General features: G+C 57.5%; 6 protein-coding genes. 2 read left to right on the forward strand and 4 right to left on the reverse strand.

Annotated features, from left to right (window positions below; genetic code table 11):
* Positions 1-27: 27 nt before the first annotated feature.
* Entirely contained in the window at positions 28-4,527 is a 4,500-nt protein-coding gene (locus tag MKFW12EY_RS14860) for a PAS domain S-box protein (RefSeq protein WP_221053283.1), read from the forward strand.
* 30 nt (positions 4,528-4,557) lie between these two features.
* Here MKFW12EY_RS14860 and rnd read toward each other — a convergent pair whose 3' ends face one another.
* A complete protein-coding gene (gene rnd / locus MKFW12EY_RS14865) occupies positions 4,558-5,706 on the reverse strand; it encodes a ribonuclease D (RefSeq protein WP_054759811.1) in 1,149 nt (382 codons plus the stop codon).
* A 196-nt stretch (positions 5,707-5,902) separates the two neighbouring features.
* Here rnd and MKFW12EY_RS14870 point away from each other — a divergent pair, with 196 nt between their 5' ends.
* Positions 5,903-8,200, forward strand: a complete 2,298-nt coding sequence (locus tag MKFW12EY_RS14870) for a TonB-dependent receptor (protein ID WP_221053284.1) — start codon at positions 5,903-5,905, stop codon at positions 8,198-8,200.
* 25 nt (positions 8,201-8,225) lie between these two features.
* On the opposite strand, the gene MKFW12EY_RS14875 is transcribed toward MKFW12EY_RS14870, so the two are convergent.
* Genes MKFW12EY_RS14875 through MKFW12EY_RS14885 form a run of 3 tightly spaced genes read right to left on the reverse strand, consistent with a single transcriptional unit; the run spans position 8,226 to position 12,720 of the window.
* A complete protein-coding gene (locus MKFW12EY_RS14875; RefSeq protein WP_221053285.1) occupies positions 8,226-8,753 on the reverse strand; it encodes a DbpA RNA binding domain-containing protein in 528 nt (175 codons plus the stop codon).
* Between the two features lie 6 nt (positions 8,754-8,759).
* Positions 8,760-10,046, reverse strand: coding sequence for a peptidylprolyl isomerase (locus MKFW12EY_RS14880; protein ID WP_054759818.1), 1,287 nt, complete (start codon positions 10,044-10,046; stop codon positions 8,760-8,762).
* A gap of 7 nt (positions 10,047-10,053) precedes the next feature.
* Complete coding sequence (locus MKFW12EY_RS14885) at positions 10,054-12,720, reverse strand: LPS-assembly protein LptD (protein WP_245006319.1); 2,667 nt, start codon at positions 12,718-12,720, stop codon at positions 10,054-10,056.
* Positions 12,721-12,960 lie beyond the last annotated feature (240 nt).

The following is a 12,960-nucleotide window of genomic DNA, read 5'->3' on the forward strand; positions in this document are numbered from 1 at the left end:
GCCAACGCCTCGCCTTGACTTAATTCGATGTCCCTAAACCTTTACCGCCGCACAGAGTTGGTCGGCATTCTCGGTCTGAGCCTGATTTACGCCTTGTGCGCCAAGCTGGTTCTGACCTATTTTTCCACGACCGGCAACGTCACGCTGATCTGGTTTTCCGGCGGCATCGGCTTGGCGGTACTATTGCTGAAAGGCATTCGCTACTGGCCCGGAATATTGATCGGCGCCACCGCCGCCGGCTTGATGGTAGACGACGTGTTCTGGCTTTCCGTCGTCATCGCCGCCGGCAATACCCTGGAGTCGGTCACCGCCGCCTGGTTATTGCAACATAAGCGCCATTTTTCGATAGAGCTTTCCCACCCCCGCCATTTCCTGTGGTTGGCTTTGGCGGCAATGCTTTGTGCCGGCATCAGCGCGGGATTGGGGCCCGTCAGCCTTTACCTGGTCGGAGTTTTGCCGCGCAGCGAATTGGCCGAGTCCATATTGCATTGGTGGATGGCCGACGTGTTCGGCATCGTATTCACCACCCCAACCTTGCTGATTTGGCGCCGCTGGCCGCGAGATTGGTTCAGCGGGAAGCGGCTGCCGGAGACGCTGGCTTTTCTGGGCCTGACCTGGTTAAGCGGACAAATCCTGTTTTTCGACTGGTTCGCCGACCAACTAAAATTCGCACCGCTTACTTACTGGACGTTTATATTCGTGCTTTGGGGCGCCATGCGCTATAGCCGGCATGGCGTGACGCTGGTGTTGGCTATCACCGCCGCGCAAGCCCTGCTAGGGGTGGTCAATCATAAAGGACAGTTCGCCGCCGATTTCGAAGACAGCGACCTGTTCAACTTCTGGCTATTCATGGCCACGCTGTCTTGCAGCGGCGTGATGTTGGCGCTGACCTTATACCGAAACCGGCAGATTACGCGCGACTTGTCGGCCAACGAACGTCGCCTGCACACGATCATCGAAGCCTCGCCGGTACCGCATATCGTTTACGACCGCGACGAAAAAGTCTCTTTCGTCAACCAGGCCTTCATCGAGACCTTTGCCTATACCATCGACGACATTCCGGATCGGGATGCCTGGTGGCAACAGGCTTACCCGGACCCTGATTATCGGCAAACCGTCAAAGCCATCTGGCAAAACCAAGTCGAACAGCACCGGCAACACCAGACCTGGCAGAAAGCCGCAGTTACAGTCCAGAGCAAGGACGGCGCGCAGCGCCAAGTGATCGCTAGCAGCGTCGGGCTTGGGGAATCGTTCGAGGACGGTTATTTAGTAACCTACTTTGACGTTTCCGAGCAATTGCATTTCGAAAAAGCGCTGACGGCAGCCAACCTGCTGCTGCAAACCATCCTGGAAACGCTGCCGCTACGGGTGTTTTGGAAAGACACAAGTTGCCGTTACCTGGGCTGTAATCGGTTATTTGCCCGCGATGCCGGCCGAACGCAACCTGCGGAACTGATCGGTCTGGAAGACGCCGACATGGCCTGGAAAAACCAGGCTGAACTTTACCGGCAAGACGATCGCCAAGTGATGCAATCCGGGGTTGCCCGCCTGAATTACGAAGAACCGCAAACCACCCCCAGCGGCGAAACGATCTGGCTGCGCACCTCGAAATTGCCGCTGCGCGATTCCGAACAGCAGGTTATCGGTTTGCTGGGAATATACGAAGACATCACCGCATTCAAAGCCAGCCAGGATGCTTTGGCCGAAACCGTTTCGACCTTGCAGGCCACGTTGGAAGCGACAGCCGACGGTATTTTGGTCGTCAGCCTGGAAGGCCGCATCAGAAGCTTCAACCAACGTTTGCTGGAGTTGTGGCAAATTCCGGACGGTTTGATTCGCATCGGCGACGACGGCGCGGAATTGCTCCGATTCCTAATCGCCCAACTGAAAGATCCCGAGTATTACCTTAACCAATTCCACGAAATGGTTAGCCATCCGGAACGGGAAAGCTCGGCCTTGCTCGAATTCAAAGACGGCCGCTTGCTGGAACGCTATTCGCGGCCGCAAAAAATCGGCGACAAGGTAATCGGCCGGGTCTGGTGTTACAGCGACGTCACCGAACGCCGCCGCCTGGAACAGCAGTTATTGTGGCGCACCGCGTTTTTGGAGGCGCTGTTGGAATCGACGCCGGACGGCATCGTCGCAGTCGACCGCGACGGCCGGAAAATTTTGCAAAACCGGCGCATATCCGAAATCTGGCGCATGCCGCCCGAAATCGCCGAACAAACGGCCACGCTGCCGCAACGGAATTTCGCCCGCAACCAAGTCGCCGACCCCAAATTCATGGACGACTGTATTGCGGAAATCGAGGCTCACCCGGACTTATCCGGCCAATACGAAATCGAGTTGCTCGACGGCAGTATTTTGGAACTGCACACCGCCCCGGTTTCAGACGATAACGCCAGTTATTTGGGCCGGATCTGGCAGTTCCGCGACGTTACCGCAACCCGCCAAGCAGAGCGTGCCTTACGCCGCAAAGAATATTACCAGCGCGCCTTGCTCGACAATATTCCGCATGCGATCTGGCTGAAAGACCCCGACAGCCGGCTGTTGGCGGTCAATCAGGAATTCGCCGAGTTATTCGGCGCCGACAATCCGGCGGCACTGATCGGCAAAAACGATTTCGACATCGCGCCGCCGGAATTGGCGCAAGCCTACCTGGCAGACGATCGGCGGGTGCTGGAAACCCGGCAGAAACTGATCGTCGAGGAATATATTGTCGACCGCGGCCGGCGCACGCTGTTCGAAACCTACAAGGCGCCGGTCATCGACGAGCAAGGCCAATTGCTCGGCACGGTCGGTTTCGCCCGCGATATCAGCGAGGCGCGGAAAAACGAAGAAAATCTGCGTCTGGCGGCGCTGGTTTACGACAACAGCAGCGAGGCGATGATCGTGGTCGACGCCGACAATAATATTCTCAGCGTCAACCCGGCCTTCACGGCAATGACCGGCTACCGCGCCGAGGAAGTCATCGGCCAAAATCCGAGCCTGCTGCACTCCGGCGAACACGACCGCGCCTTTTACCGGGACATGTGGCGGGCTCTGGAGACCACCGGCGCCTGGCGCGGCGAAATCAAAAACCGGCGCAAGGACGGCCGCATGTTCGTCGAGGAATTGGCAATCAACACCATCTACAACGCCGACGGCAAGCCGCAGCGGCGGGTGGCCTTGTTTTCCGACATCACCCAACGCAAACAGTCCGAGGAACAAATCTGGCGCCAGGCCAATTTCGACCCGTTGACCGCCCTGCCCAACCGGCGCATGTTCCGCGACCGGCTGGAACTGGAAATCAAGAAAGCCCACCGCCTGCAACAATCGTTTGCCTTGCTGTTCATCGACCTGGACCGGTTCAAGGAAGTCAACGACACGTTGGGCCACGACCTGGGCGATGCGTTGTTGAAACAAACTGCGCTGCGCTTGCAGGCTTGCGTCCGCGAATCGGATACCGTGGCGCGGCTGGGCGGCGACGAGTTCACCATCATCCTGAGCGAACTGGAAACTCCGGAAAGCTGCGAGCCGGTCGCCCGCCACTTGTTGGAACAACTCAGCGCGCCGTTCGATCTGGACGGCGAATCGGCCTACGTTTCCGCCAGTATCGGCATCACGATTTATCCGAACGACAGCAGCGACGTTTCCCAATTGCTGAAAAACGCCGACCAGGCCATGTATGCGGCGAAGAACCAGGGTCGCAACAACTTCTGTTTCTTTACCCGGGCGTTACAGGAGGCATTGGTGGCGCGCGCCGCGCTGTTGGCCGATTTGCGCCGCGCCTTGGCCGAGAGCCAATTTCTGCTGTATTACCAACCGATTATCGACCTGCAAACCGGGCTGGCGCATAAAGCCGAGGCGTTGTTGCGCTGGCAACATCCGAGCCGCGGCCTGACCGGTCCGGGCCATTTCATCGCCCTGGCCGAAGAAACCGGCTTGATTAACGAGATCGGCGACTGGGTGTTCCAGGCCGCAGCCCGGCAAGTCGCGATTTGGCGGCGGCAGATTAGCGACGAGTTTCAAATCAGCGTCAACAAATCGCCGGTGCAATTTCAAAATCCGCACCATACGCCGGAGGATTGGTTTGCCTACTTGGACCGGCTCGGCCTGCCCGGCCAGAGCATCGTCGTCGAGATCACCGAAGGCCTGTTGCTGGATGCCGGCACCAGCGTCCACAACCATCTGATGGCGTTCCGCGATGCCGGGATGCAAGTGGCGATAGACGACTTCGGCACCGGCTATTCGGCCCTGTCTTATCTGAAAAAATTCGACATCGACTATCTGAAAATCGACCAGTCCTTCGTGCGCAATCTGGCCGCGGATTCCAGCGATTTCATACTGTGCGAGGCGATTATCGTGATGGCCCACAAGTTGGGGCTGAAAGTGGTGGCCGAAGGCGTCGAAACCGAGCAACAGCGCGCACTGCTGGCGGCGATAGGCTGCGATTACGGCCAGGGCTACCTGTTTTCCGAACCGCTGCCGGCCGGCCTGTTCGAGCAACGCTTCGGCACCGGCGCCGGCGCCGAAAGCGGCAGTTAGGCGGGCCCGGCTGTCCGGCCGGGCTGGCGGTTACGCGGCGCTGATGACCACGCCTTCCGGCTTCAGGCTCAGCGAATAATCGCCCTGCAGCAGACCTTGCAATTCGCGGCCGGCCATGTTGTAGCGCCAACCGTGCAGCAACAGGCAATCTTCGTCGCCGAACAACAACTGCTCCAAGTCCTTGCGCGAGGCCAGGATCACCGGGTTCAACGAATTTTCCTCGGCACGAATCCTGACCACGGCACTCAACACATCCAAGATGGCTTCGTGTTGTTGATTCTTTTTGACCGCGTTTTCCTTGCCGGCCATCGGCTTCGGCGGCCGCTGCCTGGCCTCTTCGACCAGAGCGCACAGGGCCTTGCCGTAACGGTTGACGGTGCGTTCGTTGATATTGCGGATCTTGGCCAATTCCGCCAACGTCACCGGTTGCAACTTGGCCAATTCCAACAGCATATCGTCCTGCATCAACCAGTTGCGCGGCTTGTTTTCCTGCTGCGCGGTGCGCTCGCGCCATTCGCTCAAGCTTTGCATGATCGACAATTGCTTGCCGGTCAGCTTGTTTTTGCCGCGGATTTTCAACCAGGCATTCTCCGGCGACAATTGGTACAGCTCCGGATTGTTCAACAAGGCGAAGTCGCTCTCCAGCCAATGCAAGCGGCCCAGCGCCGCCAATTGCTCGCACATTGCCGTATAAATCTGGCACAGATAAATCACGTCGTCGGCGGCGTATTGGATTTGGTCGGCGCTCAACGGCCGCTCCGACCAATCGGTGCGGGTATGCGCCTTGCTTAAGTTGACGTTCAAAAAGCTGGAAACCAGCATGGCGTAACCGGGGTTTTCCTGAAAGCCCAGCAGCGGTGCGGCAATCTGGGTGTCGAAGATCGGCCCCGGAATCTTACCGGTGATCTGGTAAAAAATCTCCAGATCCTGGCGGCAGGAATGCAGCACCTTGACGATATTCGGTTGGTAAATCGCCTCGAACAGCGCGCTCAAATCGGTTATGGCCAACGGATCGACGCAAGCCACCCAACCCGGCGCGGCGATTTGCAGCAGGCAGAATTTGGGGTAGTAGGTTTTTTCGCGGAGAAACTCGGTATCCAGAGCGATCCAAGGCTCGTTGGCAATCTGCCGGCAGAGGTTTTCAATTTGGTCGGGGCTATCGATATATTGGATGGACATGTGCGTTTTCTGTTTGACGAGGGTCGCCGCTAACCGGCGCGGCCGTCTATTTTACTCCGCCGGCGGCGGCGCGGCGTAACTATTCGCCCCGGAACGGCTTCGGGAAAAACTCCTTTTTTACAGCCGCTACGTGGAGCATCGCGGCGCCCGGCGTTACCATGCGGCCCTTTTTGGTAGCCAGTTTTAGGTAAAAGTCATGAATAAAATTGCCGTGGGTGTACTACCCTGGTTCAGCCTACTGCCGTTGGCCGCAGCGATCGCGGCCGAAACGTCCGGTAAACTGGATGCGGTGGAAGTGGTTGCGGTGACGCCGTTGCAGTTCGGCGGCATCGACGTCAATAAAATTCCGGCGCATGTGCAAACCGTTTCCGCCGACCAGTTGCAAGAAGCGCAAGCGCTATCGCTAGCGGAATACATGAACCGCTACTTGGGCAGCGTCAACATCAACGACGCCCAGAACAACCCATTGCAACCGGACGTGCAATACCGTGGATTCAGCGCCTCGCCGCTGATGGGCCTGCCGCAAGGCCTCGCGGTTTACGTCAACGGCATCCGCTTCAACGAACCGTTCGGCGACATGGTGAACTGGGATTTGATACCGAACGGAGCGATCGAGAACATGGCGCTGCAGCCGGCGTCGAATCCGGCATTCGGCTTGAATGCGTTGGGCGGCTCGATCAGCGTTAATACCAAAACCGGCTTTTCCGCGCCCGGCCACAGCTTCGAGGCGCAAGGCGGCTCTTGGGATCGGCATTCCGAAGAAATCAGCAGCGGCTGGAACAACGGCACCTGGGGTTATTTCCTGGACTTTAAATATTTCAACGAGAAAGGCTGGCGCGCCCATTCGCCCAGCGAGGCCAAACAAGGCTTCGGTACTTTGAGCTGGCGCGGCGTCAAATCCAGTCTGGACTTAAGCATTGCCGGCACCGAGAACACGCTGCGCGGCAACGGCGCGCTACCTCAACAAATGCTGGCTTACGGCCGCGACCAAGTATTCACCCACCCCGACATTACCCGTAACCGCATGTTGTTGGTATCGCTGGACGGCGACACTTGGCTGAACGACCACAACCAGTTGTCCGGCACGATGTACTACCGGCGCAATAAAATCGGCACCTATAACGGCGACGGCAGCGAGTTCGACGACTGCGGCGGCTTTATGTGCGAAGAGGACGGCGTGACGCAGTTGGAAGATTTGAACGAAAACCCGATCCCGGCCAGCGATTCATTGGAAGGCGGCACCATTAATACTTCCAGCACTTTGCAACAATCCTTCGGTTTTGCGCTGCAAGACGCCTTCGACCACAAGATTTTCGGCCGCAACAACCATTTGGTCGGCGGCGCCAGCTTCGACTACGGCAACGCCCGTTACCACGCCGACACCCAATTAGGCTCGTTGACCGCCGACCGCGGCGTCGCCGGCGGTGGCGTGTTGATCGAAGACGCCCACGTGCGTCTGACCACCGAAACCGACCACTACGGCGTGTTTCTGACCGATACCTATTCGTTGACCGATAAATTGGACGTTACGGTTTCCGGCCGCTACAACCAATCGCACATCAAACTGCGCGACCACGTCGGCGAAGATTTGAACGGCTCGCATTCCTTCGACCGCTTCAATCCGGCCGCCGGCTTTACCTACGCCGTCATGCCGGAATTGACCTTGTTCGGCAACTACAGCGAGTCGTCGCGGGTGCCGACACCGATGGAATTGAGCTGTGCCAATCCGAACGACCCGTGCCGGCTGCCGAACGCTTTCGTTTCGGATCCGCCGTTGAAACAGGTGGTGGCAAACACCTTCGAAACCGGTCTGCGCGGCCGCTTGAAAAATCTGTTGCCGGGCTATCTGGACTGGAATCTGGCGCTGTTCCGCACCATCAACAACGATGACATCATTTTCAAAAGTACCGGCGGCGTCGGCAGCAACCTGGGTTATTTCGACAATGTCGGTTCCACGCTACGCCAAGGCGTCGAGCTCGGCCTGAACGGAAACTTTTACGAACGTTGGCGCTGGTCGACCCATTACACCTATATCGACGCCAGCTTCGAGACCGGCTTCCTGTCCAGCAGCCCGAACAACCCGATGGCGGACGGTAACGGCGACATCGTCGTGCAACCGGGCGATAAACTGCCCGGCATCCCGGCCCACCAATTCAAATTCAGCACCGATTTCGACATCGTCTCGGCCTGGACCTTGGGCATGGACATGAACTACAACAGCTCGCAGTATCTGCGCGGCGACGAAGCCAATCTGACGGCCAAGCTCCCCGCTTTCGTCGTGTTCAACTTGCGTAGCGAATACCGTTTCAATCCGAACGTCACGTTGTTCGGCCGGGTGACCAACTTGTTCGACCGCGATTACGCCAACTTCGGCACCTGGGGCAATACCGGAGACGTATTGGATGGTCTCGGTTTACCAGGCGACCAGCAAAGCCGCTTCGTCGGCGTCGGCGCCCCCCGAGCGGCCTGGATCGGCATTCGCCTGACGCTGTAAACCCGCCACAAACGAAAACGGCGGTTCAACCGCCGTTTTCTTCTCCGCCAACATTGCGCTGTTGCCTGAACTTATTCGGCTTGATCCGTTTGATATTCAACTTTTGCGAACCGATTTCGGTTTCGGCTAATAACTGGAAAATATCGGCCGGCATGCCGTCGGGCAATTCCACCAAGGTATAGGTATCGCGGATGTCGATCCGGCCGATGCGCTTTTTGTCGACGCCCGACTCGGACACCAACACCGCCTGAATCTGGTCGCGGCTGACCTGATGCTGGCTGCCGACCGCCAAACGGTAACGCACCATCTTATATTGCGGCGGTAGTGCGCGGTCCGCCTCGGCGGCGGCCGGCTGGCGTTTTAGCGGCGGATAAAGATTCGGTTGATTCATGAACACCAAGGCCGCGGCGCAGGTCAGTAAGTCGATATTCAAATCGGCGCAGACCCGTTGCACCAAGTCGCGCTGCCGGCTTAAATCCTGTTCCCTGGCGACGCGCTGCAGGCGGCGCTTGAATTTATCTTCTTTTCTCGGTTCTACCGGAATCGCGCTCATAACCGGTTATAGCCGATCCAAATCGATTTCGACGTAAGCTTCGTCGCGTAACCGACGCAACCACAATTCGGTTTCTTCCTCGATTTTGCGTTTCCGAATCTCCTCGCGGATTTTGTCTTTTCTGAATTGTTCGCTGTTGTCCTGGCTTTCCCGGCCCAACACTTGAATCATGTGCCAGCCGAACTGGGTCTGTACCGGGGCGCTGATTTCGTTGATCGCCAATTTGTTCATCGCCTCCTCGAACGGCGGCACCAACGCGCCCGGACCGACCCAATCCAGCGAGCCGCCGTTGATCGCCGAACCTTTGTCGTCGGAATGGGCGCGGGCCAACGCGGCGAAATCGTCGCCGTCGCTGATCCGTTCGCGCAGCGCCAACAAACGTTTCTGCGCTTCGGCGTCGTCGACCAATTCGTTGGTTTTGATCAGAATGTGCCTGACTTTGGTCTTGGTGACGATATGCTGGCTGCCGCCTTCGGTTTCCAGCATCTTGATGATGTGAAAGCCGCTGGGGCTGCGGATCGCTTCCGAGACGTCGCCCTGGTTCATCGTACCGACGATGTCGGTGAACAGCGACGGAATCTGGCCGATGCCGCGCCAGCCCAGATCGCCGCCCTTCAGCGCATTGTCGCCGTCGGAAATGCCGACCGCGACTTGTTTGAAATCTTTGCCGCCGCGCAAATCGGCGATGACCTGATCGGCTTTGTCCTTGGCCTTTTGAATCGCAGAAGCCGATGCGCCTTCCGGCACGGCGATCAGAATGTGTCCCAAATGGTACTGGGCGCCGCTCTGGCCGGCCTTGCTTTGGGTTTCCAGATAATGCTGGACTTCGGCATCGGTAACCTTCACCCGGGCACCGATTTCGCGGCCGCGCAATTGGTTTATGATGATTTCGTTGCGCAGATTGTCTTCGAAACTCTTGTAATCCATGCCTTGCCGGGCCAATTCGCTGCGAAACGCATCGACCGACAAGCCGTTGCGGGCAGCGATGTCCGCCACCGAGGCGTGCAGCATCTCGTCGCTGATCTGGATACCCGATTTCGCCGCCATTTGCCGCTGCAGTTTATCGACCACCATCCGTTCCAGCACCTGTTTGCGCAGCACGAACTCCGGCGGCACCATCACGTTACTGCTGTTCAGTTTGTTACTGATCGCTGCGACTTCGGCGTTCAGCTCGCGTTCCAAGATCACGTCCTCTTCCACTACCGCGACGATCCGGTCCAACACTTGGGCCTGGGCCAAGCCAACGTAAAAACTCAATGCATACAGCAGAGTGGCGATCGATTGTTTCAACATGCGGCGCTTATTCAAAAAAGTTATCCTTGCGGTAACCGTCCAGGTTGGTTTGCAAGAAGGTATCGACGTGGTCGCCGAAACTGCTCAAGCCTTTCAGTTCCAATTGGACGAAAAAGGCGGTTTCCGGCTTGGTGCTCGGATCGACGAAGGCGATGGTGTTGGCACCGTTGATGAATCGCCGGCCGAGGACGCGGAACCGCCAGCAGCAGTTTTCCTTCTCGATCCCGATGAAACTTTCCGTGGTTTTGTCGAAATTTAACGAATATTGCCAACGGCCCAAGCCGAACCATTCGCCGAATAGCGGCCAGCGGAACGATACGTCGGTCTGCGAGATGGTTTGCGAAAATACTTGTGTCGTATTGTTTTGGTTGACGGTCTGCACCACGTCCTGCGGATTGGCGCGGCGGTAGCGGTAACCGATATTCAGGATCTGGTTCGGCTGCATCCGGTACTTCAACGCAAACTGGCCGCGCGACAGGCTATTCAACTCGGGATCCCATTGGGCACCGGTGGTGTAGCGAAGATGCCGGCTAACCTGGCCGCTGAGCTCGCCGATAAAGTTGGAAGTGCTGCTGGTCTGCGGTTGGGCGAAAGGCCGTAAGGTCGGGTTGTTGCGGTCGAACAAGTCGACGGTGCGGTCTTCGAAATACAAAATCTGGCCCAATGTCAATTTGAGCGGTTCGAGTCCGGTAGTCGAATCGATAAAGCGCGACGAGGCGGCCAACGTAATCTGGTTGGCGTCCTGGATCCGATCGTAGCCGGAAAAGCGGTTTTCCCGGAATAAACTGTAAAAGTTGGTATCGAACAAAGCTGTATCGAAAATCGGGATATTGCTCTGGTCTTTACGCGGGATATACAGATAGAACAGGCGCGGCTCCAAGGTGTTGACATAGGGCGTACCGGAGATCTGCATATCCTTTTCGAACACGATACCGCTGTCCACCGAAAATACCGGCAATGTCCGGGAAATGCTGCTCGGCAGCCCGGCGACAGTCTGATTGCTGAGTTGGTATTGGGAATACAACGCCGAAATTTTCGGTATGAAAAAGCCCTCGCTGCTTTCCAACGGAAAGCTGACCGACGGTGCCACATTAAAACGCTGGCCGTTGACCAGGGTCTTGTGGCTGAAGTAGCTGTATTGGTTGTCCAACGCCAGGGTCAGCGGAAAATCGTCGAAGGCGTGGGAAAAATTCATGCCGATGCGCGGCAGTACGTCGTAAGGCAATAAGTTGTCGGTGATGGTCTTGTCCACCGACTGGTAGTGGTAACCGGCAGCCGATAAGTACATGCCGGTGCGGGCGTAGGTCAGCATTCCCGTACTGGGCAGGTAACTGGTATTTTGAAAACCGAGCGCGTTGTTCAAGTCGTTGAAATAAGTCTTGTCGGAGACGTAGTTCAAATCCAACAACGAACTCAGGCCCGGCAGCCATAAGGTCTGGTCCTTCAAGCTCGCCGAATAGCGCGCCTTGTTCGCCAACTGGTCGTGCGGCATATATTCGGCGGCAAAGGTGCCGCGCGACATATCGGTCAGGTAGCGGAATTTGTTGCGTATCTGCTCGCCCCGTTTGCTCATGTAGCGCGGCGTGACGATGTCGTCGAAGTTGGGCGCGATGTTCCAATAGAACGGCAAGCTGGCGTCGAAACCGTTGCGTTGCGTGCTGCCCCAGGTCGGTGCCAGGAAACCGGACAAACGCCGGTTATCAGTCGGAAACGAGATATACGGCGTATACAACACCGGGACGCCTTTGAATTCCAGCCAGGCATTCTTCGCCGAACCCTGCCCGCTTTCGCGGTTGATCTTCAAACGCGCAGCATGCACCACCCAATCCTGGTTGCCCGGCGCACAACTGGTAAACGCCGCTTCGTTATAACGCGACAAACTTTTGCTGTCCCGATAGACCACATCGGCGCTGCCGCGAAACGGTGCTTGCGGCACGATGAATTGGGCCTTGCGCAGGCGGGCCTCGTCTTTACCCATATTCAACGACAAGGTTTCGCTGGACATCGCCAACTGGTCTTCGCTGTACAGTACGCCGCCCTGGGCGTCTAAAGTCTCGGCGACCGTGTCGTAACTGGCCTTGTCCGCCACCAAATGCTGGTCAGCCCGGTTCATGTCGACATTGCCGGCAAAATTCAGCACTTCGCCGTCGAAGACTTCGGAAAAGTCGGCATTGATCTCGGTGGTTGCCGCGTCTCTGGCCTCTTTGGAGGTCGCCTTGATTTTCGGCTTCCTTTTACCCCACACCTCGCAACTTTGCCACGGGTCGCGATCGAATTCGGCCCGCAAGGTCTGGAAATCGCGTTCCTGACGATGGCTGAATGCCGGAGCGAACCACAGCGAGCCGGCCACATCGGCAACGCCGTTTTCGTCGACGATATGCGCTTCGCCTCTGGGATCGGCACCGACCAAATTACAGTCCCAACCGCTTTTGGCATCCCCGGCTTTACAGGTCCAACCTTGGGTTCTGCCGCCACCGGCCGCGACCTGAGTTTTGGGCTCTACTTTCTCTACTTCCGGCTTTGGGTTCTCTCCGACTTTGACCCGCAGTTTCTGCGGCTCGGCAGCGGATTTCTCCACCACTTTCACCGCTTCTTTAACCGGCTCTTTGCTCAGCTCAGGTTTCTGCGACTGTTGCAGCGGAGCCGGCGCCACCGCGGCAGGCGGCTGGGCCACAATTTCCGGTTTGGCAGGATTGGCCGGCTCGGCCGGAGCGGTTTTTACCGTTTGCGCTGGCTGCGGGGGTTCCGGAGCGTTAGCGGGACCTTGGTTAAGACAGGTCCATTCGCCGTTTTTGGTTTGTTCACAATTCCATGCCGAGTTATTGGCGGCGGAGGCGAGCCCGGTGATGAACATCAAGGCTGAAGAAATTGTATAAAACCGATAATTCATGTTTTGGCGAATGCGGCTAAATTG

The sequence above is a fragment of the Methylomonas koyamae genome (assembly GCF_019669905.1).
GTDB lineage: Bacteria > Pseudomonadota > Gammaproteobacteria > Methylococcales > Methylomonadaceae > Methylomonas > Methylomonas koyamae.